Source organism: Amycolatopsis sp. CA-126428 (assembly GCF_002904335.1).
GTDB lineage: Bacteria > Actinomycetota > Actinomycetes > Mycobacteriales > Pseudonocardiaceae > Amycolatopsis.
Map to the genome: position 1 here is coordinate 120,094 of NZ_PPHF01000074.1, position 26,170 is coordinate 146,263.

General features: G+C 72.5%; 31 protein-coding genes. 18 read left to right on the forward strand and 13 right to left on the reverse strand.

Going from position 1 to position 26,170, the window contains the following annotated elements; translation table 11 throughout:
* Nucleotides 1–244 precede the first annotated feature (244 nt).
* Nucleotides 245–664 (forward strand): DUF6292 family protein, encoded by a 420-nt coding sequence (locus C2L58_RS18895; RefSeq protein WP_103338899.1) that lies wholly within the window; start codon nt 245–247, stop codon nt 662–664.
* Nucleotides 665–713: 49 nt separating this feature from the next.
* On the opposite strand, the gene C2L58_RS18900 is transcribed toward C2L58_RS18895, so the two are convergent.
* A complete protein-coding gene (locus C2L58_RS18900) occupies nt 714–1,613 on the reverse strand; it encodes a class I SAM-dependent methyltransferase (protein WP_103338900.1) in 900 nt (299 codons plus the stop codon).
* The gene (locus tag C2L58_RS18905; protein WP_233225799.1) at nt 1,610–2,563 is read right to left on the reverse strand and encodes an alpha/beta hydrolase; all 954 of its coding nucleotides are present in this window, start codon (nt 2,561–2,563) and stop codon (nt 1,610–1,612) included. Before C2L58_RS18905 ends, C2L58_RS18900 begins: the two co-directional genes overlap by 4 nt.
* Nucleotides 2,564–2,631: 68 nt before the next feature.
* On the opposite strand from C2L58_RS18905, the gene C2L58_RS18910 reads away from it, so the two are divergent.
* Nucleotides 2,632–3,189 carry a TetR/AcrR family transcriptional regulator gene (locus C2L58_RS18910; RefSeq protein WP_103338902.1) on the forward strand — a complete coding sequence of 186 codons (558 nt, stop codon included), beginning with the start codon at nt 2,632–2,634 and terminating at the stop codon, nt 3,187–3,189.
* A gap of 97 nt (nt 3,190–3,286) precedes the next feature.
* Nucleotides 3,287–3,628 (forward strand): DoxX family protein, encoded by a 342-nt coding sequence (locus C2L58_RS18915; protein ID WP_103338903.1) that lies wholly within the window; start codon nt 3,287–3,289, stop codon nt 3,626–3,628.
* Here C2L58_RS18915 and C2L58_RS18920 read toward each other — a convergent pair.
* Both C2L58_RS18920 and C2L58_RS18925 read right to left on the reverse strand, forming a co-directional pair.
* Nucleotides 3,586–4,452, reverse strand: a complete 867-nt coding sequence (locus tag C2L58_RS18920; RefSeq protein ID WP_103338904.1) for an alpha/beta fold hydrolase — start codon at nt 4,450–4,452, stop codon at nt 3,586–3,588. The two genes, C2L58_RS18915 and C2L58_RS18920, sit on opposite strands and share 43 nt — an antisense overlap.
* Complete coding sequence (locus C2L58_RS18925; protein WP_103338905.1) at nt 4,452–5,474, reverse strand: alpha/beta hydrolase; 1,023 nt, start codon at nt 5,472–5,474, stop codon at nt 4,452–4,454. Before C2L58_RS18925 ends, C2L58_RS18920 begins: the two co-directional genes overlap by 1 nt.
* Before the next feature lie 133 nt (nt 5,475–5,607).
* Between C2L58_RS18925 and C2L58_RS18930 the strand changes: the two genes are divergently transcribed.
* From C2L58_RS18930 to C2L58_RS18945, 4 genes are read left to right on the forward strand one after another with little or no spacing between them, the layout of a single operon-like run.
* Complete coding sequence (locus tag C2L58_RS18930; RefSeq protein WP_103338906.1) at nt 5,608–6,279, forward strand: hypothetical protein; 672 nt, start codon at nt 5,608–5,610, stop codon at nt 6,277–6,279.
* Complete coding sequence (locus tag C2L58_RS18935; protein WP_103338907.1) at nt 6,279–6,830, forward strand: DUF6529 family protein; 552 nt, start codon at nt 6,279–6,281, stop codon at nt 6,828–6,830. The genes C2L58_RS18930 and C2L58_RS18935 overlap by 1 nt, the downstream gene beginning before the upstream one ends.
* A gap of 25 nt (nt 6,831–6,855) precedes the next feature.
* A complete protein-coding gene (locus C2L58_RS18940) occupies nt 6,856–7,281 on the forward strand; it encodes a Rieske (2Fe-2S) protein (protein WP_103338908.1) in 426 nt (141 codons plus the stop codon).
* A gap of 33 nt (nt 7,282–7,314) precedes the next feature.
* Nucleotides 7,315–8,232, forward strand: coding sequence for a DUF3800 domain-containing protein (locus tag C2L58_RS18945; RefSeq protein ID WP_103339417.1), 918 nt, complete (start codon nt 7,315–7,317; stop codon nt 8,230–8,232).
* Between the two features lie 39 nt (nt 8,233–8,271).
* On the opposite strand, the gene C2L58_RS18950 is transcribed toward C2L58_RS18945, so the two are convergent.
* Nucleotides 8,272–8,619 carry a hypothetical protein gene (locus C2L58_RS18950; RefSeq protein WP_103338909.1) on the reverse strand — a complete coding sequence of 116 codons (348 nt, stop codon included), beginning with the start codon at nt 8,617–8,619 and terminating at the stop codon, nt 8,272–8,274.
* Between the two features lie 367 nt (nt 8,620–8,986).
* Between C2L58_RS18950 and C2L58_RS18960 the strand changes: the two genes are divergently transcribed.
* Nucleotides 8,987–9,880 carry an NAD-dependent protein deacetylase gene (locus C2L58_RS18960; RefSeq protein WP_103338910.1) on the forward strand — a complete coding sequence of 298 codons (894 nt, stop codon included), beginning with the start codon at nt 8,987–8,989 and terminating at the stop codon, nt 9,878–9,880.
* On the opposite strand, the gene C2L58_RS18965 is transcribed toward C2L58_RS18960, so the two are convergent.
* The 3 genes from C2L58_RS18965 to C2L58_RS18975 all read right to left on the reverse strand — a co-directional run bounded on the left by C2L58_RS18965 (nt 9,843) and on the right by C2L58_RS18975 (nt 12,016).
* Nucleotides 9,843–10,418, reverse strand: coding sequence for a TIGR03086 family metal-binding protein (locus C2L58_RS18965; protein WP_103338911.1), 576 nt, complete (start codon nt 10,416–10,418; stop codon nt 9,843–9,845). The genes C2L58_RS18960 and C2L58_RS18965 overlap by 38 nt on opposite strands.
* A gap of 160 nt (nt 10,419–10,578) precedes the next feature.
* Nucleotides 10,579–11,034, reverse strand: coding sequence for a group II truncated hemoglobin (locus C2L58_RS18970; protein WP_103338912.1), 456 nt, complete (start codon nt 11,032–11,034; stop codon nt 10,579–10,581).
* Nucleotides 11,035–11,074: 40 nt separating this feature from the next.
* On the reverse strand, nt 11,075–12,016 hold the full coding sequence (locus C2L58_RS18975; RefSeq protein ID WP_103338913.1) for an NAD(P)/FAD-dependent oxidoreductase: 942 nt from the start codon (nt 12,014–12,016) through the stop codon (nt 11,075–11,077).
* 77 nt (nt 12,017–12,093) lie between these two features.
* Here C2L58_RS18975 and C2L58_RS18980 point away from each other — a divergent pair, with 77 nt between their 5' ends.
* Nucleotides 12,094–12,687, forward strand: coding sequence for a helix-turn-helix domain-containing protein (locus tag C2L58_RS18980; RefSeq protein ID WP_103338914.1), 594 nt, complete (start codon nt 12,094–12,096; stop codon nt 12,685–12,687).
* Nucleotides 12,688–12,689: 2 nt separating this feature from the next.
* On the opposite strand, the gene C2L58_RS18985 is transcribed toward C2L58_RS18980, so the two are convergent.
* Nucleotides 12,690–13,283, reverse strand: a complete 594-nt coding sequence (locus tag C2L58_RS18985) for a hypothetical protein (RefSeq protein WP_103338915.1) — start codon at nt 13,281–13,283, stop codon at nt 12,690–12,692.
* A gap of 54 nt (nt 13,284–13,337) precedes the next feature.
* Nucleotides 13,338–13,826 carry a GNAT family N-acetyltransferase gene (locus tag C2L58_RS18990; RefSeq protein ID WP_103338916.1) on the reverse strand — a complete coding sequence of 163 codons (489 nt, stop codon included), beginning with the start codon at nt 13,824–13,826 and terminating at the stop codon, nt 13,338–13,340.
* Nucleotides 13,827–13,844: 18 nt separating this feature from the next.
* On the opposite strand from C2L58_RS18990, the gene C2L58_RS18995 reads away from it, so the two are divergent.
* From C2L58_RS18995 to C2L58_RS19005, 3 genes are all read left to right on the forward strand, one after another.
* On the forward strand, nt 13,845–14,435 hold the full coding sequence (locus tag C2L58_RS18995) for a helix-turn-helix domain-containing protein (RefSeq protein ID WP_103338917.1): 591 nt from the start codon (nt 13,845–13,847) through the stop codon (nt 14,433–14,435).
* 201 nt (nt 14,436–14,636) lie between these two features.
* Entirely contained in the window at nt 14,637–15,824 is a 1,188-nt protein-coding gene (gene tuf / locus C2L58_RS19000) for an elongation factor Tu (RefSeq protein ID WP_103338918.1), read from the forward strand.
* A gap of 209 nt (nt 15,825–16,033) precedes the next feature.
* Nucleotides 16,034–17,524 carry a rhamnogalacturonidase gene (locus tag C2L58_RS19005; protein ID WP_103338919.1) on the forward strand — a complete coding sequence of 497 codons (1,491 nt, stop codon included), beginning with the start codon at nt 16,034–16,036 and terminating at the stop codon, nt 17,522–17,524.
* Nucleotides 17,525–17,567: 43 nt separating this feature from the next.
* Here C2L58_RS19005 and C2L58_RS19010 read toward each other — a convergent pair whose 3' ends face one another.
* Nucleotides 17,568–17,783: a hypothetical protein gene (locus tag C2L58_RS19010; RefSeq protein WP_103338920.1), complete on the reverse strand. Its 216-nt coding sequence runs from the start codon at nt 17,781–17,783 to the stop codon at nt 17,568–17,570.
* Between the two features lie 177 nt (nt 17,784–17,960).
* Here C2L58_RS19010 and C2L58_RS19015 point away from each other — a divergent pair, with 177 nt between their 5' ends.
* Genes C2L58_RS19015 through C2L58_RS19025 form a run of 3 tightly spaced genes read left to right on the forward strand, consistent with a single transcriptional unit; the run spans nt 17,961 to nt 20,573 of the window.
* Entirely contained in the window at nt 17,961–18,860 is a 900-nt protein-coding gene (locus tag C2L58_RS19015; RefSeq protein WP_103338921.1) for an acetaldehyde dehydrogenase (acetylating), read from the forward strand.
* The gene (gene dmpG / locus C2L58_RS19020; protein ID WP_103338922.1) at nt 18,857–19,912 is read left to right on the forward strand and encodes a 4-hydroxy-2-oxovalerate aldolase; all 1,056 of its coding nucleotides are present in this window, start codon (nt 18,857–18,859) and stop codon (nt 19,910–19,912) included. The genes C2L58_RS19015 and dmpG overlap by 4 nt, the downstream gene beginning before the upstream one ends.
* 34 nt (nt 19,913–19,946) lie before the next feature.
* Nucleotides 19,947–20,573 carry a hypothetical protein gene (locus C2L58_RS19025; protein WP_199191331.1) on the forward strand — a complete coding sequence of 209 codons (627 nt, stop codon included), beginning with the start codon at nt 19,947–19,949 and terminating at the stop codon, nt 20,571–20,573.
* A 77-nt stretch (nt 20,574–20,650) separates the two neighbouring features.
* Here C2L58_RS19025 and C2L58_RS19030 read toward each other — a convergent pair whose 3' ends face one another.
* Entirely contained in the window at nt 20,651–22,165 is a 1,515-nt protein-coding gene (locus C2L58_RS19030; RefSeq protein ID WP_103338924.1) for an FAD-dependent monooxygenase, read from the reverse strand.
* 63 nt (nt 22,166–22,228) lie between these two features.
* On the opposite strand from C2L58_RS19030, the gene C2L58_RS19035 reads away from it, so the two are divergent.
* Nucleotides 22,229–22,861, forward strand: coding sequence for a TetR/AcrR family transcriptional regulator (locus C2L58_RS19035; RefSeq protein ID WP_103338925.1), 633 nt, complete (start codon nt 22,229–22,231; stop codon nt 22,859–22,861).
* Nucleotides 22,862–23,044: 183 nt separating this feature from the next.
* Complete coding sequence (locus C2L58_RS19040) at nt 23,045–23,320, forward strand: DUF1883 domain-containing protein (protein WP_233225801.1); 276 nt, start codon at nt 23,045–23,047, stop codon at nt 23,318–23,320.
* Between the two features lie 47 nt (nt 23,321–23,367).
* Here C2L58_RS19040 and C2L58_RS19045 read toward each other — a convergent pair whose 3' ends face one another.
* Complete coding sequence (locus C2L58_RS19045; RefSeq protein ID WP_103338927.1) at nt 23,368–24,831, reverse strand: amidase; 1,464 nt, start codon at nt 24,829–24,831, stop codon at nt 23,368–23,370.
* 123 nt (nt 24,832–24,954) lie between these two features.
* Between C2L58_RS19045 and C2L58_RS19050 the strand changes: the two genes are divergently transcribed.
* Nucleotides 24,955–26,139 carry a serine hydrolase domain-containing protein gene (locus tag C2L58_RS19050; protein ID WP_103338928.1) on the forward strand — a complete coding sequence of 395 codons (1,185 nt, stop codon included), beginning with the start codon at nt 24,955–24,957 and terminating at the stop codon, nt 26,137–26,139.
* Nucleotides 26,140–26,170 lie beyond the last annotated feature (31 nt).

Here is a 26,170-nt window from a genome sequence, read left to right on the forward strand (position 1 = left end):
TGGCGATTTTCCGGAGAATTGCAAGAAAGCGGCTTCACCTGCGGATTTGATCGTCCACAGTGGATTGCTGCACGTGCAGACGGCCGTGTCGCTGCACGACCCGCAAGTGCGGATGTTCGGCGGTGCGCGGAAGTCCGCGAAGTCGGTACGGTGCTGTGCACGAAGCGCGACAGCCGTCGCGGTGGCGAAAGACAATGATGTGGCGGCCGTTGCCGGTCTTGTCGAACGTGGCGAAAGGAAACGGGTGTCCGGCCTGATCGACGCCGATCTCGAATTCTGGTTCCAGCGCGGGCTGCGCGCGTATCTCGGCGAGGTGGCGCGCGCGCTCGGCTTCGGCCTGGAATCCTGCACCGTGGACGTCGACGTCCCGGTGTCGGCGTACCTGGCGGTGGACTGGCGGCTGCGCCGGTACCCCGAGCGCGACGTGGCGCTGCTCTGGGACGAGGTGCACGGCTGGGCGGCCGCGGTCGAGGCGGCGTGCGGGGAGGAGATGATCGTGCTGTCCTACCTCGGCGGCGAGGACATCCTGCCGCCGCCGCGCGAGGTCGTGCGTTTCCTGGCCGCGCTGCGGGCCGGCGCCCGCGAACCGGACCGGCCGGGCTCACCCGTGCTGCGCCGCGCCGGCCGCCACCAGGAGCTGCTGCCGCTGTTTCCGGCCCGCTGAATCTCCACAGTGGACGGTGCCGTGCCGGCTCCCCGGCACGGCACCGCGCTCACCGCGGGCCGGCGAAGCTCACCGAGCTGATCGACGGGCGCAGGTCACGCAGGCCGGGCAGGTTCGCCAGCTTCCGCAGGGTGCCCGGCCGCCAGGCCGTGCGGCCGGGCGGCGGCTGCACGTCTTCGACGGCGGCCACGCCGGGAATCCGGCCGGGCAGCCGCGCCGCTTCGGAGACGGTCAGGCCGAACGGCATGGGCGGGACGGTGTAGCGGGCCGACAGGCGCAGCCCGGAATTGTCGGTGCCGGCCGGTAGAGTGGAAAACGGGGGGCGCCCCCGCGGCCCGCCCTTCAGCGTCCGTTTGCTGAGCCACGGCGGGATCGAGTCGAAGAACAGCTGCCCGCCGGGAAATCGCGCGGCGCAGTCGGCGATCAGGGCGAACACCTCGTCGCGGTCGAGGTACATGAACAGGCCTTCGGCCGAGATGAACACGCCCCGCGCCGGATCGGGGAGGTCCAGCCAGCCGCGGTCCAGGGCCGAGGCGGCAATCGCGGTCATCCGCGGCTCCGGCGGCAGCAGGCGCCGGCGCAGGTCGATCACCGGCGGCAGGTCCACCGAAAGCCAGTCGACGGCGGGCCGCCCCAGGCGCCAATAGGTGGTCTGCAGGCCCTCGCCGAGGGCGACGACCGTGGCAGCGGGATACCAGTCCAGGTAGGCGCGGATGGCGAAGTCCAGGGCGACCGCGCGCAGCGGGTGAATCTGGTCCGGCTTGCCGAACCGCGCGTAGTCGTAGGAGATGCGGCGGTGGAGGCGTTCGGCCAGCGGGTCGGCGAAGGCCGAGCCGGGGTGCCGTGACTCTTCGGCGCGGTTGCGCAGCGTCCACAGGCAGGTGGCCGCCACGCCGTCGAGAGCCTCGCCGTCGATCCGGTCCTCTTCGTTCTTCGGCGCCGCGCTCATGCCTGCTTCACCGCGAACGAGGTCCGGAGAAAGCCGAGGATCTCCGCCGCCGCGGCCTCGGCCTGCGGGACCAGGCCCGGCATGCTGAGGAACGCGTGCCCGGCACCGGCGTACTCGCACAGCCGGACCGGAGTGCCCGCCGCCTCGAGGCGCCCGGCGTAGCGGCGGCCGTGATCGGCCAGCGGGTCGTGCGTCGGCACCACGACGAGCGCCGGGGCCAGCCCGTCCAGGTCGCCGGCGTGCAGCGGGGAAACCGCGCGGGCGTCGGTACCCGGCGGGACGGCGAGCCGCCGGAACAGTTGCAGCACGGGCACGCTGAGGGTCGGTGTGTGGGCGTACTCGGTGACCGAGGGGTGGTCGAACAGCGCTTCGGTCGCGTCGACCGCCGGGTTGACCAGCACCTGGGCCCGCAGGGGCAGCCCCGCTTCCCTGGCCCGGATCGCGGCCAGTGCGCTGATCAGGCCGCCGCAGCTTTCGCCGAAGACGGCGGCCCGTGCCGGGTCGACGCCCCACGCCCCGGCGTCCCGCACCAGGTGCCGGAGCACGTCCCAGCCGTCGTCGACCGCGTCCGGGAGCGGGTGGTCCGGGGCGACCAGCCGGTGTTCGACCGAGACGACGACCGCGGGCAGCCGGGCGGCGAGCCGGCTGTTCACCCAGTCGCTCTGCACCGCCGTGCCCACGAACCCGCCGCCGTGGACGTGGACCACGAGCGGCAGCGCGACACCGTCGCCCGCGGCCGGCCGGTACACCCGGACCGGCAGGTCGCGGCCGGGCAACGCCAGTTCCCACCACTCGATCACGGCGTCCGGGTCCGGTTCCCCGGTGATCGCCCGCGCCGCGGCGGACGCCCGGAAGCGGTTCTCCGCCGCGCGGTAGGAGAGCAGTTCTTCGGTGGTCATCGCCGGCCAGTCCGGCTCCGGCGGGCGCTGCACGATCGGCTGTCCGGTCACGATCACTCCCTAGTTTCGAAACCTGAGGTATCGAAACCTACGGTAGCGAAAACCGGTAGGCTTCCGCCATGGCTTCTTCCGCCCGGCCGCCGGGCCGGCCCCGCGCCGGCGTCCACGACGTGGTGTTCGCCGCGACGCTGAGCACGGTCGAGGAGCTCGGCTACGCGAAGGCCACGGTCGAGCGCATCGCCGCGGCCGCCGGCGTCGCGAAGACGACGATCTACCGGCGCTGGCCGTCCAAGGGCGAGCTGATCGTGGACTGCCTCCTGGACGCGTTCGGCCCGGCGCCGCTGGCCGGCGGGAGCCGGGCGGAAACCCTGACCGCGGCCATCCGCTGGGCGGCGGCGAAGATCGGCGAACCCGGGGTGGGCGATGCGTTCGCCGGCGTGTTCAGCGACGCCGTCAGCGATCCGGCGCTGCGCGTGGTCCTGTCCTCGCGGCTGCAGGACCCGTACCGGCTCGCGCTCCAGGACGCCCTCGGCGAGTCGGAGAGCCGGGTGCTGTTCTTCGTCGACGTCGTGGTCGGCGCGCTGCTGCACCGGATGGGCATGACCGGCGAGCCGATGGTCGACGCCGACGTCACGGCGCTGGCCGAGATGGTCGTGGCGCACTTCGGGCAGCGGTGACGGGCGTCACGTGCCGGGCTGTCACATCGGCCCGGACCGCGGAGTCGTGGGGGTGACGGACCCCGACCCCGGGGCCCGCGGTCCCCGAGGAGTTCCGATGCACACCGCCCACCTGATCGTCACCATCGCCGCCGCGGCCTGGGTCGGCTTCTCGGCCGTCTCGATGTTCACCCGCGCCAAGTGGGTCGTCGAGCCGATCACCGAGTACGGCGTGCCCCGCTCGTGGTGGAATCTGCTCGGCACGGCCAAGGCGGCCGGTGCGGCGGGGCTGCTCGCCGGGCTCTTCTGGCCGCCGATCGGCATCGCGGCGGCGATCGGCCTGGTGCTGTACTTCAGCGGCGCGCTGGTCACCGTGGCCCGGGCGCGGGCGTACACGCACCTGGCGTTCCCGGTGCTCTACCTCGCGCCGGTGGTCGCTTCGCTGGCCCTGCTGCCCTGATCGGCGAGCCAGGTGAGCGCGTCGGCGGCGTGGTGCAGCACGGACAGGTGGCCCTCGCCGGGCACGGGCCGGTACTCGGCGTCCGGGCACCGCCCGGCGAGCCACGCGCTGTGCGTGGCGGGGATCATCCGGTCCCGCTCGCCGTGCAGGAGGAGGACGGGCGCGGTGATCCGCGCGGGGTCGCCGCCCCACGGCGTGACGTAGGCGAGGTCGTCGTCGATCAGCCCGCCGGGCCCGTCCACGAGCGCCGCGCGGACGACCTCGTCCAGCCACGACCACGACCCGCCGAGCACGGCGAGGTCGGCTTCGGTGAAGACAGCCGGATCGAACTCGGCGGCCGCTTCGTACTTCTCCTTGGCAGCCCGTCCTTCGGTGGCGGCCCGCAGCGAGCCGGCACTCGCGGCGGCCATGCCCTTGAACCAGTCGAGCCCGCCGGCATCGAACGGCGCAACGGCGGCCATGCTCGCGACGGCGAGCACCCGCTCCGGCAGCAGGGCGGCACACGCGAGGGCGTGCGAGCTGCCGCCGGAGTGCCCCATCAGGCCGAACGCACCGATCCCGAGCGCATCGGCCACGGCGGTGACGCACTCGGCGGCGTTCCCGACGGTCCGCCCGGGCACCGGCGTCGAAGTCCGGTAGCCCGGCCGGTCGAAGGACACGAACCGGACCCCGAGCTCCGCGGCCAGGGGAAGCAACGGCCCGGGCGGCGCCCCGGTGTTGGGGGTCCCGTGGTGCCAGAAGACGGTCAGCCGTGCCGGGCCGCCGGTGTCGTAGACGTGCAGGGTGCGTCCGCCGGGCAGCGCCAAGTCGGTCTCGGTGACCATCAGCGAGCCAGCCGATCCGCCAGCCAGGCCAGCGAAAGCGGGTACCGGTAGTCGATCCCGCCGTGGCCCGCGTCGAACAGCTCGAAGTGGACGCGGTCGTCCGGCAGGCCCGCCCGGGCCACCTCCGCCCGGAACGCCTGCGCGCCGATGTCGAGGAAGTACTCGTCGCTCGTGCCCGCGTCGATCCACACCGCGCGCAGCGAACGGACCGCCTCCGCGTGGCCCGCCACCATCCGGACCGGGTCCCAGTCCAGCCAGCGCTGCCACTGCTCCGGCCGCAGCGCGCCGGTCAGCGGGTCGAACGGCAGCTCCGGCGTCCCGTCGTCCCGGGCCGAGAAGCACGCCGAGACGCCCAGCACCATGAGCAGGGTCGCGTCTTCGGGCTTGGTGAACGCCGGGCGGCTCCGGAAGTCCGCCCACCACGCCTGGATGTCCTGGTCGTACCCGCGCAGCGCGCGGACCGCCTTGCCGAAGTCGGGGATGTAGGACAGCTCGTACAGCGCGTCACCCGCGTGCGTCGCCAGCGCGCCGAACAGCTCCGGCCGCAGCATCGGCGTGATCATCGCGCCGAACCCGCCCGACGACTTGCCCGCGATCGCGCGGGACTCGCGGCCGGGGAGGGTCCGGTAGTGCTCGTCGACCCACGGCACGATCTCGTCGCACAGGTAGGAGTGGTAGCGGCCGGTGCCCGGCGAATCGACGAACTGCGAGCCGCCGTACGCGGTCCACGCGTCGACGTACACCACGACGCACCCCGGCGCACCGGCGGCGAAGACGGCGTCGGCCGTCTCCACGAACGGCTGCCGGAACGGGGTCCGGTTGGCCCACATCGCCAGGTGCCCGGTGTAGCCCTGGATGACGTAGACCGCCGGGTAGCGCTCGTCGCCGTCGTCGTAGCCGGGCGGGACGTACACCCACAGCGGCCGATCGTGCGGGTCGCCGAGCGGATTGCCGCGCAGCAGCGTGGAAGTCACGGTGTGCCGGTCGAGCCGGCCGGCGAGTTCGGCGTCCCAGGGCAGCATGCGGCCAGTCAACCACGGGTCACCGGTTGCACGGGCTGAGCAATACCTCTTTTCGGCGCGTAGCGTTGAGCCCGTTTCGGCCCGAAGTCCGTGTGGCGGACACGGTGGTGGACCGGGAGAAGCGGGGAAGACCATGAAACATCCGGGGCCGTTGCTCACGCTGCTCGCCGGTGCGCTGCTCGCCGTCGGGATCAGCATCGCCGACCTGGCGGCCGGGACCGGCGCGCCGTCGGTCGCCGGGGCCGCGAGCGCGGTGGGCGCCGCGAGCACCACGACGACCGCACCGCCCGCGACGACGTCCGAGCCGCCGAAGCCCGAAGTGCCCGCGCGGGCGGACTTCGCCGGGAAGGTGACCGGCGGCGGCGCGTCGATCGCGGTGTCGGCGCGCGACGGCCACGCCATCGCGTACGTCTGCGACGGCAAGAGGCTCGAAGCCTGGCTCCAGGGCGTGACCGTCGGGGGGAAGCTGGACCTCAAGGGCGCCTCCGACGCCGGCCTGACGGGCAGTTTCGACGCCACTTCGGCCACCGGCACCGTGACGGCGGCGGGCAAGACGTACCGGTTCACCGTGCCGCCGGCCAAGAAGCCCGCTGGCCTCTACCGGGCGGCACCGAAGGTGAAGGGCAAAGCGGCGAAGGTCGGCTGGATCGTGCAGCCCGACGGCAGCCAGGTCGGCATCCTCACGACGGAGGAGGGCCCGGCGGCCGCTCCGCCGCTCGATCCGGACGCGGCCACCACGACCGTCGACGGCGCCCCGGTGACCGCCGAGGCGATCAGCGGCCTGGCCGGGACCGGTGACTTCTGATGGCCGCCCCGGCAGCGGGCCACCGCGCCGCGGTCGCGCTCGTGGTGCCGCTGGTGGCCGGCGCCGTCGTCTCGGTGGCGCTCGGGGTCTACGGCAGCCTGCACACGCCGACCGGGGTCGCGGTGAACGTGGCGGGTTTCTCCGGTCCGCAGGCGGTGAAGGCGTGGCTCGCCACGGTCGTCGTCGTGCTCGCGCTCGTCCAGCTCGGCTCGGCACTGGCGATGTACGGCAAGCTCGGCGGGAACGCGCCCGCGTGGGTCGCGCCGGTCCACCGGTGGTCGGGACGGCTGGCCTTCCTCGTGTCGATCCCGGTGGCGATGCACTGCCTCTACGCGCTCGGGTTCCAGGCGTTCGACACCCGCGTCCTCCTGCACTCGCTGCTCGGGTGCTTCTTCTACGGTGTGTTCGTCGCCAAGATGCTCCTGCTGCGCAAGGACGGCGCGCCCGGCTGGTCGCTCCCGCTGGTGGGCGGCCTCGCCTTCACCGCGCTGGTCGGGCTCTGGCTGAGCGCGTCGCTGTGGTTCTTCACCCGGTCCGGCTTGACCTTCTAGCGGTATTGCTCTCGGAGGACGAAACGTGCGCGACGACGACGTGAACCCGGTGCTGGCGCGCCGGACGGCCCTCGCGGTCTTCGGTGCCGGGCTGGCGGCCGGCTGCAGCACTTACGGCGGCAGTCCGAGCGGGACGCCGGCGGCCCCGGCGCCCGCCGGCACCGAACTCGGCGCGTCCGCCGACGTGCCGGTCGGCGGCGGCAAGGTGTTCGCGGACAAGGGGGTGGTGGTGACGCAGCCGGCGGCAGGGACCTTCGCGGCCTTCTCGGCGATCTGCACCCACCAGGGCTGCACGGTCGACACCGTCGCCGACGGCACCATCAACTGCCCGTGCCACGGCAGCAAGTTCACCATCGCCGACGGTGCGGTGGCGAACGGCCCGGCGTCGAAGCCCTTGGAGAAGAAGCCGATCACGGTCGCGAACGGCAAGATCACGCTGGCTCGAGCGTAGGCCTGCTGCTGACGGTCTGGCATGATCGGGCCGGTGCGCCCGGTCGAGATCGCCTGCGACGAGTCGGGCTCCGAGGGCGAGAACCTTCTCGGCGGCGAGACGGACGTCTTCGTCCACGCCGGCGTGCGGCTCACGCCGGAGGAGGCGGCCGCCTGCGTCCGCGAGATCCGGGCCCGCATCGGCTCGCCCGCCGAGGAGTACAAGGCGAACCACCTGCTCCGCGCCAAGCACCGCGCGGTGCTCGAATGGCTGCTCGCCCCGGACGGCCCGCTCGCCGGCCGCGGGCACGTGCACCTGACCGACAAGACGTTCTTCGCCGTGCGGGCCGCGGTCGACCTGCTCGCCGAGGACGGCACGGACGCGATGGCGCGCACCCTTCACCGCACGGGCCCGGCGGCCTTCGGCGCCGCCCGCTGGGAATTCGCCTTGACCGCGTTCACCAGCGTGCTGCGGTTGAAGCCCCGGCGCGGCGTGACGACGTCGCCGCCGGAGTTCTTCGCGCTGGTGGACGAACTCGCCGCCGTCCCGGGCGAAGCCGGCGAGATCGTCGGCCGGTTCCGCGGTGGCGGCGAGCGCGTGGCCGCCTACCGGGCCCGGCTGGCGAGCGATCCGAGCCTGGTGCCGGTGCTGGATCCGCTGGTGCCCGCGGTGATCCACACGGTCCGGCACTGGAGCACCGGCGACACCCCGGTCGCCGTGATCCACGACGAGCAGCTGGCCCTCACCGCCGAGCGCGTGCTGCAGCTCAAGGCCACCCTCGGCCCTCGGCTGGCGGACGTGCGCTTCGTCGACTCCCGCTCCGACGCCCGGGTCCAGATCGCCGACTTCCTCGCCGGAGTCGCCCGCCGCATCGCCTCCGACCAGCTGAACGACCGCGGCGATCCCGCGCTCACCACGCTGTTGAAGTCTTTTACGGACGCGGACTCGGTCTGGGACGGGCCCGTCGGGTGAACGCCGGCCGGTTTCGGCGGCGGGCCAGAAGCGACTTCTTCAGAAGGTGATGTCGCCTTCGATGTCGCGTGCTTGCAGGACGTTCCCGCCGACACTGCCGGAGATCCGGTTGGTCACCCCGCCGGACTCGGCCCGCTGCCCGTCCGCCGCCCGTTCCCACTCGGCACGCAGCCGTTCACCGAACGCCGGATCCGCCGCCTGCTCGGCGTCCAGGACTTCGGCCAGCGCGCGGACCTGCGGTGAATCCTGTGCCGTCCCCTCCGCGGCCGTCAGCACGGCCGACGCGGCGGGATCACCGGCGAACTTGGTCTTGATCAGGTCGTACAACCCGACGACGACCCGCCCCGCGGCAGCTGCGGCCACGGACACCAGTACAGGCTCAGGCACAGCAACCCCTCCACGACCCACCGGCACGGCCTCGGTCCCTTCCGAGGATACGGCGGCCCACTCGCTGCGCAAGCCACCTCGATACCGCCGCCACGCCGATGCCCGGTTCTGCCCGCGTGCGTACTTCGCCGAGCCGGCCGGCCGGTTCGACACCGGCTTCGACCCGGAACTCACGGCGGCGCGCCCGCCGAGATCAAGCGGATGTGGGTGGCGCCGTCGGCGTGCGGCTGGAGACGAACCGCGTGCTCGCCGAGGCGATCGCGCTCTACCGCGCGACCGGCTACCGGGAGGTCGCGCCGTTCAACGACGAGCACTACGCCGATCACTGGTTCGAGAAGATCCTTCCCGGCCCCCGTACCCTGGTCTGGTGCGGACCCGGCCCACCCTCTCCTGGACTTCGGCGGACGCGCCGCTGCCGCGGACGTCCAGCCTCGACGAGCTGACCGCCGTCGTCGCGCGCGGGCGCGTCGCCGTGCTCAGCGGCGCCGGGTTGTCCACCGAATCCGGGATCCCCGACTACCGTGGGGAAAGCGGCAGCCTGCGCCGGCACACGCCGATGACCTACGACGAGTTCGTGACCAGCGCCGAAGGGCGGCAGCGGTACTGGGCGCGCAGCCACCTCGGCTGGCGCACGATCGCCCGCGCCGACCCCAACGACGGCCACCGCGCCGTCACCACCCTGCGCGACGGCGGCTACGTATCGGGCGTCATCACCCAGAACGTCGACGGCCTGCACCAGGCGGCCGGCACCGCCGACGCCGTCGAGCTGCACGGCAGCCTGGACCGCGTCATCTGCCTGGACTGCCGCCGCACCAGCCCGCGCGCGGAGCTCGACCGGCGGCTGCGCGCGGCCAACCCCGGCTTCACCGGCGCCGCCACCCGGATCAACCCCGACGGCGACGTCGAGCTGCCCGCCGACGTCGTGCGCGGCTTCCGGCCGGTCCCGTGCGAGGCCTGCGCGGGGGTCCTGAAGCCGGACGTCGTGTTCTTCGGCGAGAACGTGCCGCGGCCGCGCGTCGAGCAGTGCTACCGGCTGGTCGACGAGTCCGCCGCGCTGCTGGTGCTGGGCTCGTCCCTGACCGTGATGTCCGGGCTCCGGTTCGTCCGCCACGCGGCGAACGCGGGCAAGCCGGTCGTGATCGTCAACCGCGGCGAAACCCGCGGTGACCGCTACGCCTCGGTGCGGGTCGACCGGCCGCTCGGGCCCGCGCTGACCGAGCTGGTCAGCCGGCTGGGCGAGGATCGCGGCCGAACCGCGTGAGCAGCCGGTCCTGGCGGGACGCGCCGGGCGCCGCGGGCGGTGGCTCGGCGAAGAACCGCGGGCCCAGGTCCAGACCGGCGAAAATGGCCTCGTAGTCCTGGTCGATCCAGGCGACCAGGCCCGGGTCGAGGGTTTCACCGGCGCCGAGGGCGCGGGCGAGGTCCCAGGTGTGCACGGTGCTGTCCGTCGTGCGCACGGCCAGCGCCCGCCGTCCGGTGAGCTTGCCCAGGGGGTAGTCGACGACGCGCTCCAGCGCGCCTTCCTCGGCGAACGCGGCGGCGCAGGCCCGGACCGAGCCGGTGAACGCGGCGACGGGGTCGTCGCCGAGCGCGTCGGCGTCCCGCAGGGCCAGGAACTCCTCCCGGGTCGCTCCGCGGAGGAGGCCGACGTAGTTGAGGTTGCCGCGGGTCATGTGGTTGACCAGCGCCCGCACGTCCCATTCGGTGCACGGTGTCGGCGCGGCCCAGCCGTCCGGCGGGACCGTGCGGAGGTGGTGCTCGAAGCCCCGGGAGGCGAGGAGGAAGCGGTCGAGAAGCATGGCGGCCAGTCTGGCCCGGCGCGCGGCGGCGCCGCTCGCGGAGATCGGACGTGGTGAACGAGCCGGTCCGGGCGGGTGGGGGGAACCTGCCCGGACCGGCTCTGGCGACGGACCTCCACAGCCGGTCGTCGCCTGCAAGACGCGGTGGCCGCCCCCGTCGTTACACCGGCTGCAACCCGTTCCAGGACCAGCGCGGCAGCGCCAGCCCGGCGGGCACCTCGCCGGGCGGGCCCGGGTAGGTCAGGACCTCGGCCACCGCCCACTCCATGTAGGACCGCAGGGCGGCGCGGAACTCCGGATCGGCGGGCAGGCCGGCGTCGTCGGCGGCCTGCCCGAAGCAGGCCACGAACCGGCGGCCGAGGTCGCTCATGTCGCCGTTGCCGGCGTGCATCCGGAGCATCGCCGAGTGGTCGCTGCACTCCGCGGAGAACCGCGGCGGCCCGCCCATGACCTCGGCCCAGTACCAGGCCAGCCGGTCGACGTGCCGCGGGTGCTGCCCGGGGTGCGAGAACGGGTGGTTCAGCTCCGGGTCGGCCAGGCAGCGCTCGTGGTGGGCGGCGGCCAGCGCGCGGAACGCGGGGTCGCCGCCGGCGAATTCGTACAGCGTCGGGCGCATCCGCCGAGCCTGGCACGCCGGGCCGCCGGAAGCCAGGACGTCAGCGCGCGCCGGCGGCCGCGCGTTCCGCGGCGGGGGAGAAGCCGCCGAACGTGCCGACCGCCCGCCGGACGTCCTCGGTGACGAGGTCGTGGTTCAGCGCCGCGGCGGCACCCGCGCCCTGGGCGGCGGCGACGATGACGGTCGCCCGCGCGTCGACGACGTTCCCGGCGGCCCACACACCCGGCACGCCGGTCTTCCCGTTCGCATCGACGTCGCCTTCGGTGTGGCCGAGGTCGCGCAGCAGCTGGTCGTGCGGGACGGTCCGGGTGCGGAGGAACAGCGCCGTCCGCGGCACGAACCGGGCCCCGAGCTCGACGCCGGTGAGGCGGCCGTGTTCGCGCCGGACCGCGGTCACCACGCCGTCGACGACGCGGATCCCGCGCGCGTCGAGCCGTTCCCGGTCCTCTTCGGACACTGCCGTGGTGTGCGCGAAGTACACGACGTCCGGCGACCACTGGCGGACGAGCAGCGCGTGCTCGACGCTCTCGGGCTGCGTGCCGAGGACACCGAGGGGCTGGTCGCGCACTTCGTAGCCGTGGCAGTAGGGACAGGTCACCACGTCGGTGCCCCAGCTCTCCCGCAGGCCCGGGAGGTCCGGCAGGTCGTCGTGGATGCCGGTCGCGACCAGCACGCGCCGCGCGGTCAGCTCCCGGCCGCTCGCCAAGCGGGCGGCGAAGCCGTGGTCGAGCCGGGTCACGCGGTCTTCGAGGAGCTCCACGCCGTAGCCGCGCAGTTCGTCGCGGCCGATCCGGAGCAGCTCGGACGGCGACAGTCCGTCGCGGGAGAGGAAGCCGTGCGTGTGCTCCGCCGGCGCGTTGCGCGGGGCGCCGGCGTCGACGACCGCGACGCGCCGCCGCGCCCGGCCGAGCACCAGGGCGGCGCTGAGTCCCGCGGCGCCGCCACCCACCACCAGTACGTCGAATCTGTTGTTTTCGTTCATGCCGCCACCATGAACCCGGCTTCGCGGATCCGACAACTAATGTTGCCATTTCCGGGACGAGCGGGTTTCCTGGGAGCATGACGGACGCGATCACCCAGGCCTTGGCCGAGGTCGGCCCCCGGCTCAAGCGGGTCCGCACGCAGCGGCGGGTCACCCTGGCCGACCTGTCGGCGGCGACGGGCATTTCCAAGAGCACGTTGTCGCGGCTGGAGTCCGGCCAGCGCAAGCCGAGCCTGGAGCTGCTGCTGCCGATCGCCCAGGCCCACCAGGTGCCGCTGGACGAGCTGGTGGGCGCGCCGGAGGTCGGCGACCCCCGGGTCCGCCTGACCGCCCGCCGCATCCCCCGCCACAACGGCGCGACGATGACGGTGCTGCCCCTGACCCGGCAGCCGGGCGCGCCACAGGCGTTCAAGATGGTCCTGGAGCCCGAGACGGGCGAACCGGATCCGCAGGTCCACGAGGGGTACGAGTGGCTCTACGTGCTCTCGGGCCGCCTGCGCCTGGTCTTGGCCGACCGCGACATGACGCTGGGCCCGGGCGAGGCCGCGGAGTTCGACACCCGCCTCCCGCACTGGTTCGGCGCGGTCGACGGCCGCCCGGCGGAGATCCTCAGCTTGTTCGGCAAGCAGGGGGAGCGGCTGCACCTGCGGGCGAAGTCCCGCCCGCGCTGAGTTCAGGGCCGCGTGGTCTCGCCGGTGTGGTCGTCGCGGGCGCGATCGAAGGTCAGGTGCAACCGCACCGTGGCCGCGGCGCCCACCAGCCAGCCCACCCCGAACCCCGTGATCGCGTACCACGCGGGTGCTCGGGCGATCCACAGGAAGACGCCGGCGACCAAGGCGCCGAGCAGCGCCAGCGCGGCGACCCCCGCGAAAGCGAGCCAGGTCGGGTGCATCGCGTTCCAGCCGGTCGCCGTGAACCACCGCCGGCGGGCGACCTCGGGTTCGAGGGCACGGTCGCGCCAGCTTTCCCATTGCAGGTGCCCCGCGAGCCGGGAGCTCAGGGAGTCCCGGACGTACCGCCGGATCAGCTTGAGGTGGAAGTCGTGCAGGATGTAGCGATTGCCGAGCATGTACGACACCAGCGGAACCACGAGCAGCAAGGCGACGTTCGTGGCGGACGCGATCGCCAAGCTGACGATGGCGCCGGCCGAGGCGATCTGCAGAGCGAAAACGTTCCACTGGACCGTCGCACGACGCTCGGCCTCGCTCCGGAGGGCCGCGTACTCGGCGAGGAGGATCGTGGTGGAGTTGTCCGGGCGGTCGTCCACCGGCCCATCATCCCGCGCGCCGAACGTGCGCGCCACGTCCTCGCACGTGCGTCGTCAGCCCAGCTCGCGCTGCATCAGCAGGGTGTCGAGCCAGCGGTCGTGCTTGAACCCCACCCGCCGCAGCACACCCGCGTCGGTGAAGCCGGCCGCACGGTGCAGGCGCTGTGACGCCGGGTTGCCGGAGTCGACGACGACCGCGATCGCCTGCCGCGCTCCGGCGGCTGCGCTCCGCTTCACCAGCTCGTCCAGCAGCCGCCGGCCGTGGCCGTGGCCGGCCGCCTGGGGTGCGAGGTAGATCGTCGTCTCCACCGAGAACCGGTACGCCGGCTTCGGCCGCCACGGCGCGGCCAGCGCGTAGCCGACGATCTCGCCCGCTTCGGCCAGCACGAGGAAGGGCGACACGCCCTCGCGGATCTTCGCTCGCCACTGCTCCGCGGTCGGCGGCGTGGTTTCGAACGTGACGACGGAATCGGTGACGTACGGCGCGAAGACGGCGGCAATGCCTTCGGCGTCGGCCTCCGTCGCTTCCGCTATAGTGGACATGGGACGTATTATAGTGGAATGATTGATCCGGTCTCCCTCGGCCGCCACCTGCACGACCTGCGGGCGGACCGCGGGCTGGCGTTGAATGCCCTGGCCGGGCAGGCGGGGGTCAGCGTGAGCATGCTGTCGGCCATCGAGCGCGGCGAGAAGACACCGACGGTCGTGGTGCTGTCCCGCATCGCCGACGGCCTGGGGCTGTCCCTCTCCCGGCTGCTCGCCGACCTGGAGACCGGCCGCGTGATCGTCCGCCGCGCGGCCGAGCAGGATCACATCGCCGAACCCGGCGGCTGGCATCGGACGGTCCTGACTCCGGTCGTCCCCGGCGTGAACTTCGAGTGGATCCGCACGACCTTGCCGCCGGGCTGCGACGCGGGTGATTTTCCCGCGTACGCCCCGGGTTCCCACGAATTCGTCGCCGTCGAGTCGGGCGAGCTGAGCCTCGGTGTCGGCGACGCCGGGTACGTCCTGACGGCGGGCGATTCGGTGTACTTTCCCGCCGACGCAACCCATTCCTACGCCAACCGCGGCGAAGATCCGTGCGTGTACCACGTCGCGGCGCTGATCATGCGGCCGCGGGAAAACCGGATGACAGCTCCCCGGAGGGCGTGACACCCTTCCGGTCATGTTCCCCGTGTCCGATAGCGCGACGCTCGCAGGCTTGTCCCTGCCGAGCGCCCTGTCGGCACGGCTGACCGGCGCTCGAAGCTGACCCTTCCCCGATTTCCCCGCCCAGGGCGCGAAACCGCCGGGGGAGGGTCGACGCGCTCCGCCCGGTTTCGCGCATTCTTCGTTCCAGCGCAGGGAAAACCCATGACCAAGCAGCACTACGTGCGGACCAAGCCGCACCTGAACATCGGCACGATGGGCCACGTCGACCACGGCAAGACCACCCTCACCGCGGCCATCACCAAGGTCCTGGCCGAGCAGAGCGGGGCCAACCGCTACGTCGCCCTCGACCGCATCGACCGCGCGCCGGAAGAGATCGAGCGCGGCATCACCATCAACATCGCGCACGTCGAGTACGAGACGCCGACCCGGCACTACGCGCACGTCGACATGCCGGGCCACGCCGACTACGTCAAGAACATGATCACCGGCGCGGCCCAGCTGGACGGCGCCGTGCTCGTGGTTTCGGCGCAGGACGGCGCGATGCCGCAGACCCGCGAGCACGTCGTCCTGGCGCGCCGGATCGGGGTCGAGCACCTCGTGGTCGCGCTCAACAAGGCCGACCTCGCCGACGACGAGGAGCTGCTCGACCTCGTCGAGCTCGAGGTGCGGGAGCTGCTGACCCGCTACGGGTTCGACGGCGACGCCGTACCCGTGGTCCGGGTGTCCGGGCTGCGCGCGCTCGACGGCGACCCGAAGTGGACGCAGCGCGTCCTCGACCTGCTCGCGGCCGTCGACGAGCACGTGCCGATCCCGCCGCGGCGGCTCGACCTGCCCTTCCTGATGCCGATCGAGAACGTCCTCACCATCACCGGCCGCGGCACCGTCGTGACCGGCGCGGTGGAACAGGGCACCCTCGCCGTCGGCGACGCGGTCGAGGTGATCGGCCTCGGCCCGGCGGTGACCAGCGTGGCCACCGGGCTCGAGACGTTCGGCAAGCCGATGGACCGCGCCGAGGCGGGCGACAACGCCGCGGTGCTGCTGCGCGGGGTGAAGCGCGGCGAGGTCCGGCGCGGCCAGGTCGTCTGCCTGCCCGGCAGCGTCCGGCCGCACCGGCGGTTCCGCGCGGACGTCCACGTGCTGTCGGCGGCCGAAGGTGGCCGGCGGACGCCGTTCGCGGCGAACTACCGGCCGCAGTTCCACTTCCGCACCAGCGACGTCGTCGGGGTGGTCGCCCTCGCCGACGGCGTCACGGTCGTCCGGCCGGGCGACGCGGCTTCGCTGACGGTGGAGCTGGGACAGCCGGTCGCGATGAGCCCGGGCCTCGGGTTCGCCATGCGCGAAGGCCGCCTGACGGTCGCGGCCGGCACCGTGCGCGAAGTGCTCGACTGAAGATCGGGCTCGTCCCCGCTTTACCCGGAGAGCGGGGACGAGCTTGACTCATCCGATCTTTTGCCTTTAGCTTGGGTCGCGTTCCCGATCCGCCGTCGGAAGCAGTGCTTCTGCCGTTGCGTGACAAGGGAGATCTCGTGGGAAGAGCGTTGAGCCGCCGTCGTGTCGTCGCCTGGGGAGCCGCGGGCGCTGCGGGGGCCGCCCTGCCATTGGCCGGATCTCCGGCCGCCGAAGCCGACGAACTGGGCAGCTCGCCCGGCCGCTTCTTCGACGTCACGAAGTTCGGCGCGAAAGGCGACGGACGCACCATCGACACCGCCGCGATCAACCGCGCGATCGACGCGGCCGCCACCCGCGGCGGAACCGTGCACTTCCCGGCCGGGACGTACGCGAGCTATTCGATCCACCTCAAGAGCAACATCGCGCTGTACCTCGGCGCCAACGCGACGATCCTGGCCGCCGCCCCGGCCGGGGGACAGGGCTACGACCCCGCCGAACCGGGCGCGGGCAACCCGTACCAGGACTTCGGGCACAGCCACTGGCACAACAGCCTGATCTGGGGCGAGAACCTCGAGAACGTCACCATCGAAGGGCCCGGCAAGATCGACGGCAAGGGCCTGGTGGCCGGCGGCAGCGCGGAATCCGCGCCGCTGAACGGGAACAAGGCGATCGCGCTCAAGCTGTGCCGCAACGTCGCGATCCGCGACATCACGATCGTCAACGGCGGGCACTTCGGCATCCTGCCGACCGGCGTCGACAACTTCCGCATCGACGGCCTGGTGATCGACACCAACCGCGACGGCATCAACATCGACTGCTGCAAGAACGTCCGGATCGCCAACACGACGGTGAACTCGCCGAACGACGACGCCATCGTCCTCAAGAGCACGTACGCGCTGAACCAGGTGCGCGACACCGAAAACGTCACCATCGACAACTGCTTCGTCAGCGGCTACGACCTCGGCACGCTCGTCGGCGGGACGTTCAAGACCGCCGGGTACGGCCGCACCGGCCGCGTCAAGTTCGGCACCGAATCCAACGGCGGCTTCCGCAACATCGCGATCTCGAACGTCGTCTTCGAGCACTGCCGCGGCTTGGCGCTGGAGACGGTCGACGGCGGGTGGCTCGAGGACGTCACGATCAGCAACCTGACGATGCGCGACGTCCAGATGCCGCTGTTCCTCCGGCTGGGCGCGCGGATGCGCGGGCCGGCGGGGATCCCGGTCGGGTTCCTGCGCCGGGTGAGCATCAGCGACGTCACGACGATCGACGCGGACCCGCGCTACCCGTCGTGCCTCGCCGGGATCCCGGGCCACCCGATCGAAGACGTCAAGCTGAGCAACATCCGCCACCACCTCGCGGGCGGCCTCACCCCGGGCGACGTCGTGCAAAACCCGCCGGAGCTGGAAACCGCCTACCCGGAGCCGTCGATGTTCGGCACCCTCCCGGCGTACGGCTTCTTCGTCCGGCACGCCCGGGGAATCAGCTGGGACAACGTGGACGTGCGGTTCGGCAGGCCGGACACGCGACCGGCGTACGTCCTGCGGGACGTGACCGACGCCGACGTGCACCACGGCCGCGCGGACCAGGTGGCCGGCACGCCGACGTTCGTCCTCGACGACGTGACCGATTTCCGGGTGAGTGACGGCCGTCCGGTGCCGGAGGCCCGGGTCGAGCACGCGGATCACCAGGAGCTGTGAGGAATTCCGGCCGGGCCCCGGCGCCGCCACGGGGCCCGGCCGGTCAGCGGCCGCGCAGTTTCGGGCGGACCAGGCCGACGGCGGAGAGGACGATCAGAGCCACCGCGGCCACCGCCGCGACCACCGCCGGGACGGGCGCCCGGCCTTCGGTGCCGGTCAGGGTGAGGATGCTCGAGACGAGCAGAACCGCGCCTACGCCCAGAAAAATCCAGCACAGCGCAGCCGTCTCCGGGGTGAAGTGCCAACGCCGGTCGGCCATCGAAACCTCCTCGATCGGGTGCTTTCCGGAACTTCCCCGATCGCGAGTCGATCAAACCGTTCGTCGTGACCTGCGGGGGCTGCTCGCCGCGGTGGTCACTCGGGCGCCCGACCAGGCGTTCCGGTGAACGGAACGCCTGACTGTTGTCAGCCGTGGCCGCGGTGCGACGGTCGGGACATGGCTCCCGTGATGGCGGCGATCGTCGGCCCCGGCAACATCGGCACCGATTTGCTGGCGAAGCTGCGACGCAGTGAAGTGATCGAAGTCGGCTACGTGGTCGGCGTGGTCGAGTCCGACGGCCTCGAGCGCGCCCGGGCCCAGGGGATCGAGGCGTCCGCGGAAGGCGTCGACTGGCTGCTGCGCCAGGATCGCTTGCCCCAGCTGGTGTTCGAGGCGACGTCGGCGAAGGCGCACGCCGCGAACGCCCCGCGGTACGCCGAAGCCGGCATCCAGGCCATCGACCTGACCCCGGCGCACCTCGGCCCGATGGTGTGCCCGCCGGTGAACCTCGGCGCACACCTCGACGCGCCGAACGTCTCGATGATCACCTGCGGCGGCCAGGCCACGATCCCCATGGTGCACGCCGTTTCCCGGGTGACCGCGGTCCCGTACGCCGAGATCGTCGCGTCGGTCGCTTCGCGCGGAGCGGGCCCCGGGACGCGGGCGAACATCGACGAGTTCACGCGCACGACGTCGCAGGCGGTGGCCGAGATCGGCGGCGCCGGGCGCGGCAAGGCGATCATCATCCTCAACCCGGTCGAGCCGCCGATGATCATGCGGGACACGGTGTTCTGCGCGATCGGCCTCGACGCCGACCGCGAGGCGATCACCGCGTCGATCCACGAGATGGCCGACCAGGTCCGCCAGTACGTGCCGGGGTACGCGCTGCGGGCGGACCCGCAGTTCGACGACGCGCGCGAGGAGTGGGACGGGAACGCGCGGGTCGGCATCTTCCTCGAGATCCGCGGCAACGGCGACTACCTGCCCGAGTACGCCGGGAACCTGGACATCATGACCGCCGCGGCCGCGCGGGTGGGCGAGCTGATGGCCCGCGCGAAGCAGGAGGTGCCGGCATGAGTGAGCTTGCGAACGAATCAGTGGACACCGGCCGGCCAAAGTTGAAGCACGACGTGCGGATCGTCGACACGACGCTGCGCGACGGCAGCCACGCGATGGCGCACCGCTTCACCGGGCAGCAGGTGCGCGACACGGTCCGGGCGCTCGACCGCGCGGGTGTCGAAGTGATCGAGGTGACCCACGGCGACGGCCTCGGCGGCTCGTCGTTCACCTACGGCTTCTCCGCCGTCGACGAGCTCAAGCTGATCTCCGCGGCGCGTGAAGAGGCGAAGCAGGCGAAGATCGCGGTGCTGCTCGTGCCGGGGATCGGCACGGCCGAAGACCTGCGGCGCGCGTTCGACGCGGGCGCGGAGATGGTCCGGGTGGCGACGCACTGCACCGAAGCCGACGTGTCGCCGCAGCACTTCGGCCTGGCGCGCGAACTCGGGATGGAGACGGCCGGCTTCCTGATGATGGCGCACCGGACACCGCCGGAAGACCTGGCGAAGCAGGCCCGGATCATGGTGGACGCGGGCTGCCAGGCGGCGTACGTGACGGACTCGGCGGGCGCGTTGCTGATGCACGAGGCCCGCGCCCGCTTCGAAGCCCTGGTCGCGGAGGTGGGCGACACGGCGTGGGTCGGCTACCACGGGCACCAGAACCTCTCCCTCGGCGTCGCGAACTCGGTCCTGGCGTACGACGCGGGCGTCCGCTACATCGACGGATCGCTGTGCGCACTCGGCGCGGGCGCGGGCAACTCGCCGACGGAGGTCCTGGCGGCGGTGTTCGACCGCCTGGACATCGACACCGGCCTCGACGTCGGCGCCCTGCTCGACGCGGCGGAGGAGGTGGTCCGCCCGTTCCTGCACCGCTGGCCGAAGATGGACCGCAACGCGATCGTCCAGGGCTGGGCCGGGGTGTACTCGAGCTTCCTGCTGCACGCCGAGCGAGCGGCGGAGCGCTACGGCGTCCCGGCGCAGGCGATCTTGCGCCGGTGCGGCGAGCTCGCGCTGGTGGGCGGGCAGGAGGACATGATCATCGATGTCGCGGTGCAGCTGGCCGCGGAGGGTTAGGCAACCGGACACCGCTTCGGGGCGTGGGAAGGACATGCAACGGATCCGGCGTGTGCTCGCGGTAGTGGTGGCGACGGCCTGTCTTGCCGCCTGCTCGGCACCGGCGGCGCCCGCGCCGCTGTCCACCACGCGGCCTGCCCCGGCGGTCACGACGCCGCGAGCCCCGGTGACGGCCGCGAAGACGACCGCGAAACCGCCGCCGTTCACCCCGCCGGCTTCGCCCGGGAAGGTGACTTCCGCCTGCCCGTTCCTCGGGACCGCCGAGTTGCAGGAGCTCTTGGGCACCAGCGAAGACCTTGTCGCGACCGAGCAGCCGGCCGATCCGACGTTCGTCCCCGGCACCGAGTTCCACTGCCGCTACGAGGACAAGTACGTGCATCCCTGGCTGGCCGACCTGTGGATCATCCTCCCCAGGGTCGCTTCGTACCGGCCCGCCCAGGCGCTGGAGGACAACAAGAAGGACTGCGGCGGCCCGGCGACGGCGGTGGCCGGCGCGGGCGAGGGCGCGTACTACTGCGACCGGGCGGCCACCGACGATGCGGAAATGGTGGTCACGGCCAAGCGAAGCCACGGCCGGACGCGCCTGGCGATCGCCTACGTCGTCAAGCATCGCAGCGAGGTCTACGCCGGCTTGGCGAAGCTGCTCGGCGAGCGGTTGTAGCGGTCTCGGTCCGCCGGGCGAGGTTGCTCGTGGAGGCGGGCGGGCGCGCCGGAAGCCCGGCGCGCCCGGTCCGTGCGTCAGGCGGGTGCGCCGAACCACCTGCGCAGGGCCGCGTCGAGGCCGGCGGTCGAGCCGTCCTCGCGCGCCCAGGCGATGTGCCCGTCCGGCCGGACCAGCACGCCCGTCAGCGCCGGCTCGCTGTCGCACTTCGCGGTCAGCACCCCGACCCGGCCGGCCCAGCCGCTCGCCGTCTCGCGCAGGTCGCCGTGGTCGGCGAGGTCGAGCAGGAGCGCCTTGCCGTCCTGGAGGCGCTCGCCGAGCCGGGTGCCGTCGGCGAACGCGAAGTCGGGCGCGGCGCGGCCGGTGAGGTCGTGCTCGCCGTCGATCGGGTACCGGTGCAGGACCCCGGAAAGCTTCTTCGCGAGGTAGGTCGCGCCGTCGCCGGTGAGCAGGAGATCGGTGAGGACCTGGCGCAATGCCTTCGTCCGCACGTCACTGCGCATCAGCGCGACCTGCGCCCGGGTCCACTCGAGGACCCACTCGCCGATCGGGTGCCGCTCGGTCGTGTAGGTGTCGAGCAGGCCGGCCGGGGCCCAGCCGTGGATGGTGGCGGCGAGTTTCCAGCCCAGGTTGACGGCGTCGCCGATGCCGAGGTTGAGGCCCTGCCCGCCGAAGGGGGAGTGCACGTGGGCCGCGTCCCCGGCCAGCAGCACGCGGCCCTGGCGGTAGCTGGTCGCCTGGCGCGCGTTGTCGGTGAAGCGCGTCGCGCTGTGGACCTTCGTCACCCGGACGTCCGCCCCGGACACCCGCCGGAGGCTGTCTTCGAGCTCCTGCGCGGTGATCGGCGCGTCCCGGTCCACGGGCGGCCCGTCGAATTCGACGGTGAGGAACCGGCCGGGGGTCGGCCCGACGACGTAGAGGCCACCGGTGCCGTGCTGCCACCCGGCGGGCAGCACCTCGGCGCCGGTCAGTTCGGCCATCGCCTGCCGCCCGGTGATGGCCGGATCGGTCCCGGGGAACTCGAACCCGGCCAGCTTGCGGACCCGGCTGCGTCCCCCGTCGCACCCGACGAGCCACCCGGCGCGCACGGTTTCCCCCTCGCCGAACTGCACGGTCACGCCGTCGTCGTCGGCGTCGAACCCGGTGAGCTCGGCACCCCGGCGGATCTCGACCCCCAGTTCGGCGGCCCGCGCGGCGAGGATCGCCTCGACGGCCTGCTGCTGGATGACGACCACCCGGGCGGCGGGCCCGACGTCCCGGAAGGCGGGATCGGTGAAGTCGACCCCGCCCGAGGTGACCATGATCCCGGCGAAGTGCCCCACCGGGACGGCCTTGGGCCCACCTCCGCCGCGTGATTCGAGGAACTTCTGGATCTGCGCGAAGTTCTGCCGCACGACTTCGTCCATCGCGGGCAGCAGCCCCCGCCGGTAGAAGGCTTCGGCCGTGGTCAGGTTGACCGACCCGGCCTTGATCGTCTGGTCCGGCTCGGGCAGCCGTTCGACGACGAGCACGTCCACGCCCGCCAGCCGCAGTTCGCAGGCCAGCATCAAGCCGACCGGTCCGCCCCCGGAGATCACCACATCCCTGTTCATGGCTCCGATGATGCCGGTAAACTTTTACCGAGTCAAACTTTTGGCTCGGTCTATACTCCGGGCATGCCGGATCCGGGACTGCGCGAGCGGAAGAAGCAGGCCACCCGCCTGCTGATCTCCAACGTGGCCACAGGCTTGTTCGCCGAGCGCGGCTTCGAGGAGGTGACCGTGGCCGAGATCGCCGAGGCGGCGGGCGTCTCGAAGATGACGGTGTTCAACTACTTCCCGCGCAAGGAGGACCTCTTCCTGGACCGCCACGCGGACCGCCTGGCGGAGCTGACCGCGGTGGTGCGGTCCCGGCCGGCGGGGGTGTCGCCGTGTGAAGCGCTACGCCGTCACCAGCACGAGTTGCTGGCGACGGGGCACCCGCTCTCGGGCGCGATCGCCGGTGGCCCGGGCTTCTGGTGGGTGCTGACGTCGAGCCCGGCGCTGATGGCGCGGTGGTACGAGCAGGAGCGCGAGATCGCGGACGCGTTCGCTTCGGTGCTCGCCGAGGAGACGGGTGACGCGTTCCGGTCCCGGATGGTGGCGGGCTTGCTGACGACGGCGATCACGACGGTGTTCGCGCACGCCATGGGCCGGATCATCGCGGGTGACGACGCGGAAGTGGTCCGGCGGGAACAGGTGGCGGTGGTCGACCAGGCCTTCGACCTCGTGGAACACGGGGTGGGTGCGTTCCCGGGTGAGGCGGGCTGACGCCGGCGCGGTTTCCGGCGAAGAACGGCGCGTGGCGTCGATCTCACTCCACCGTGTTCGGTTCGTTTGTTTCGCCCTTCTTGTTTTGTAACACCGCGACATTCGATGGCGATCGACACGCACAAGGTATTGGTGTTTTCCGGGGTGGACTCTGGTGCGTGATGAATCGTCGCGGTGGGGATTATGGTGCGGTCGGAACCGGTTGTGGTGGATCTGGGTTGGCTCCACCGGGCCGCTGTGGTGCGCGTGCGTCTTGACGCCGTGGTGAACGTTCGCCTGCTGAGCGCGGAGAACGTGGAATCCTATCGGCGGAGAAGTGCCTATCGGATGGTCGGCGGGGTCGCGACGAACCGGCAGCTCGACATTCGAGTTCCGTCCGACGGGCATTGGTACATCGCCGTCGACACCGAAGGATTGACGGCCGGAAACTTTCGGGTGGACGTCACCGTTGTTTCGTGACTTCCCCTTGGGCGGTGCCGAGCGCGCCGGTTTTCCCGATCGCGGGACTAATTCAGCGTCGGTCGGCGCCCGGCCCACGGCCGGGCCTTCTCCAGCTGGCCCGCCAGCCGCAACAGCGTGTCGTCGGCGCCGAGCCGGCCGACGAACTGGGCGCCGATCGGCAGCCCGTCCGCGGTCCAGTGCAGGGGGACGCTCATCGCGGGGCGGCCGGTGAGGTTGGCCAGCTGCGTGTAGGGTACCCAGCCGAGGTTGTCGGAGATCATCCGTTCCACCACCGGCGTGTGCCGCAGCAGCCCGGCCGCCCCGGCGGCGAGCAGGGCCCGCTGTGCCGCGCGCAGCGGCGCCGGGGATTCGAAAGCGCCGATCCGGGGCGGCGGGGTGGCCGTCGTCGGGGTCAGCAGGAGGTCGTAAGTCTCGTGGAACCCGGCGAGCCGCCGGGTGTGCTCGTGGCGCCGTTCGATGGCGCGCACCAGGTCGACCGAGCTGGTGGCCCGCCCCAGCGCGGCCATGGTGCGGGTGTCGAGTTCGAAAGCCGCGTCGCCGGCTCCGCTCGCCGCCCGGCAGTCCGCCATCGCGTGCGCGCAGCTGACGAACCAGCTGGTCAGGAAGTCGCGGGCCAGGGCGGCGTCGTCCAACGGCTGGGCGGACAGCTCCACCACGTCGTGCCCGAGTTCGTCGAGCAGATCGCCGGCCGCACGCGCGGCGGCGACGGCTTCCGGGTGCGGGGCCGGGTTGATGGCGCTGGCGGTGCACAGCGCCACGCGCAGCCGGCCCGGGTCGCGCCCGGCCTCGTCCGCGAAGGGAGTCCGCGGACCGGCGGCGAGGTAGGGCGAGAGCGGTGTCGGGCCGGCGAGGACGTCGAGCATGGCCGCGGTGTCGCGGACGGAGCGGGAGATCACGCCGTCGGTGGCGGTGCCGCCGAGTCCTTCGGCGCGCGACGGCCCGGCCGGGATCAGTCCGCGTGACGGCTTGAGCCCGAACAGTCCGCACGCCGACGCCGGGATCCGGATGGAGCCGCCGCCGTCGCTCGCCCCCGCGCACGGCACGATCCCGGCGGCGACCGCGGCGGCCGCACCGCCCGAGGACCCACCCGGCGTGTGGCCGGTGTTCCAGGGGTTGCGGGCGGTCCCGAACAGGTCCGGTTCGGTGATGCCCTTGGCCCCGAATTCGGGGGTGTTGGTCTTGCCGAAGACGACCAGCCCGGCGTCGAGCCAGCGCTGCACCACGGTGCTGGTCTCGGCGGCGGGTATCGCCGCCATCGACCGCGAGCCGCCGCTGGTGGGCGTTCCGGCCAGATCCTGGTGGAGGTCCTTGATCAGGAACGGAACGCCGGCGAAGGGCCCGTCCGGCGCGGCCGCGGGCGGGTCCACCGCACGCACGACGGCGTTCAGCCGCGGGTTGACCTGCGCCAGCCGGGCCCGCGCCGCCTCGAGCAGCTCCGCCGGGGTGACCTGGCCTTCGCGGACCAGAGCGGCCAGGCCCACCGCGTCGTGGTTCGGGTAGTCGTCCATGGGGAGATCCTGCCGCACGCCGCGGCGTTTCCGTTCCGACCGGCCGGGGGTGGTGCGCTTCCCTTACCGAGCCGGCCGGTCTGCGCTACCGTCGGAGGAGACCGCAGACATCCGGGGGGAATCATGCGTCGACTGGTCGTCTCCGCCGCTTGCGCCGTGCTCGTGTTCACCGGCAGCGGCACCGCTGTCGCCGCCGCGGCCACGGACCCACGGCAGGCCGCGCTGGACACCGCCGTGCAGGCCGGGAACGTGGGGATGATCGCCGTCGCCACGGATCCGGCCGGCCGCTGGCGGGGGCGCGCCGGGGTCGGTGACGTCGTCACCGGGGCGAAGCCCGACACCGGCGGGCGGTTCCGCATCGCCAGCGTGTCCAAGACGTTCACCGCGACACTCGTGCTGAAGCTGGCCGCGAAGGGCCGGCTGGGGCTGGACGAGCCGATCGCGAAGTACCTGCCCGGCCTGCTGCCCTACGCGGAGCCGATCACCGTCCGCCAGCTGCTGCAGCACACCAGCGGCCTGCCGCGGGACCTGGCGCCGCAGTACACCTGGACGACCCTGGCGGAGGTGGACACCGAACGGTTCGAGCACTTCGGCGAGGTGGAGGCGATCCACGACAGCACCGTGCAGCCGCTGCTGTTCCCGCCCGGCACGAGCTGGTCGTACTCCAACACCGGCTACAACGTGCTCGCCCTGCTGGTGGAGAAGCTCACCGGCCGCCGGTTCGAGCAGGTGCTCGCCGACTGGATCACCGGTCCGCTGCACCTGGCCGACACGTTCCTGCCGCGCGACTTCCCGCTGGTGCCGCGCCCGGCCATCCGCGGCTACGAGCAGCTCTACCCCGCGCCGCACGGGCTGACGGACGTCACCGTCTACAACCTCAGCCGCTACTTCGGTGCCGGGAACATCATCTCGAGCGCGACCGACCTGAACCGCTTCTTCCGCGCGCTGTTCGACGGCGAACTCCTGCCGGCCGACGTGCTCGCGCAGATGAAGACCACGGTCCCGTGGCCGGGGCAGGGCGGGCTGCTCAGCTACGGGCTGGGGCTGATGCGCCTCTCCCTGGCCGGCATCTGCGGCCCCGGCGCGCCCGATGTCTGGGGCCACGCGGGGGACGTGCCGGGGTACAGCACGTGGAGCATGAGCGAAGACACCGCCACCCGCCAGATCACCGTCGCGTCCAGCCCGGACCTGACCGCATCACCCGCCGCGGCGTCCGGCCGCATCCTGGCGATGGTGACGGAGTTCTGCAGCCCGGCTCTCCCCGAAGCCCAGGCGCACGCCGCCCAGCTCCAGGCCGCGGTGCACTGACCGCCGCTGGACATCAGGAGTGCTAACGTTA

Bases quoted from the DNA above. Each gene is read 5' to 3' on its own strand.
- C2L58_RS19015 (WP_103338921.1), top strand. From the start codon at position 17,961: ATGGCTCCCGTGATGGCGGCGATCGTCGGCCCCGGCAACATCGGCACC.
- C2L58_RS18910 (WP_103338902.1), top strand. From the start codon at position 2,632: ATGGCTTCTTCCGCCCGGCCGCCGGGCCGGCCCCGCGCCGGCGTCCAC.
- C2L58_RS18900 (WP_103338900.1), bottom strand. From the start codon at position 1,613: ATGAGCGCGGCGCCGAAGAACGAAGAGGACCGGATCGACGGCGAGGCT.
- C2L58_RS19025 (WP_199191331.1), top strand. From the start codon at position 19,947: ATGCAACGGATCCGGCGTGTGCTCGCGGTAGTGGTGGCGACGGCCTGT.
- C2L58_RS18920 (WP_103338904.1), bottom strand. From the start codon at position 4,452: ATGGTCACCGAGACCGACTTGGCGCTGCCCGGCGGACGCACCCTGCAC.
- C2L58_RS18930 (WP_103338906.1), top strand. From the start codon at position 5,608: ATGAAACATCCGGGGCCGTTGCTCACGCTGCTCGCCGGTGCGCTGCTC.
- C2L58_RS18935 (WP_103338907.1), top strand. From the start codon at position 6,279: ATGGCCGCCCCGGCAGCGGGCCACCGCGCCGCGGTCGCGCTCGTGGTG.
- C2L58_RS19030 (WP_103338924.1), bottom strand. From the start codon at position 22,165: ATGAACAGGGATGTGGTGATCTCCGGGGGCGGACCGGTCGGCTTGATG.
- C2L58_RS18925 (WP_103338905.1), bottom strand. From the start codon at position 5,474: ATGCTGCCCTGGGACGCCGAACTCGCCGGCCGGCTCGACCGGCACACC.
- C2L58_RS18915 (WP_103338903.1), top strand. From the start codon at position 3,287: ATGCACACCGCCCACCTGATCGTCACCATCGCCGCCGCGGCCTGGGTC.
- C2L58_RS19045 (WP_103338927.1), bottom strand. From the start codon at position 24,831: ATGGACGACTACCCGAACCACGACGCGGTGGGCCTGGCCGCTCTGGTC.
- dmpG (WP_103338922.1), top strand. From the start codon at position 18,857: ATGAGTGAGCTTGCGAACGAATCAGTGGACACCGGCCGGCCAAAGTTG.
- C2L58_RS19040 (WP_233225801.1), top strand. From the start codon at position 23,045: ATGGTGCGGTCGGAACCGGTTGTGGTGGATCTGGGTTGGCTCCACCGG.
- C2L58_RS19035 (WP_103338925.1), top strand. From the start codon at position 22,229: ATGCCGGATCCGGGACTGCGCGAGCGGAAGAAGCAGGCCACCCGCCTG.
- C2L58_RS18990 (WP_103338916.1), bottom strand. From the start codon at position 13,826: ATGTCCACTATAGCGGAAGCGACGGAGGCCGACGCCGAAGGCATTGCC.
- C2L58_RS19010 (WP_103338920.1), bottom strand. From the start codon at position 17,783: ATGGCCGACCGGCGTTGGCACTTCACCCCGGAGACGGCTGCGCTGTGC.
- tuf (WP_103338918.1), top strand. From the start codon at position 14,637: ATGACCAAGCAGCACTACGTGCGGACCAAGCCGCACCTGAACATCGGC.
- C2L58_RS18980 (WP_103338914.1), top strand. From the start codon at position 12,094: ATGACGGACGCGATCACCCAGGCCTTGGCCGAGGTCGGCCCCCGGCTC.
- C2L58_RS19050 (WP_103338928.1), top strand. From the start codon at position 24,955: ATGCGTCGACTGGTCGTCTCCGCCGCTTGCGCCGTGCTCGTGTTCACC.
- C2L58_RS18970 (WP_103338912.1), bottom strand. From the start codon at position 11,034: ATGCGCCCGACGCTGTACGAATTCGCCGGCGGCGACCCCGCGTTCCGC.
- C2L58_RS18975 (WP_103338913.1), bottom strand. From the start codon at position 12,016: ATGAACGAAAACAACAGATTCGACGTACTGGTGGTGGGTGGCGGCGCC.
- C2L58_RS18965 (WP_103338911.1), bottom strand. From the start codon at position 10,418: ATGCTTCTCGACCGCTTCCTCCTCGCCTCCCGGGGCTTCGAGCACCAC.
- C2L58_RS18995 (WP_103338917.1), top strand. From the start codon at position 13,845: ATGATTGATCCGGTCTCCCTCGGCCGCCACCTGCACGACCTGCGGGCG.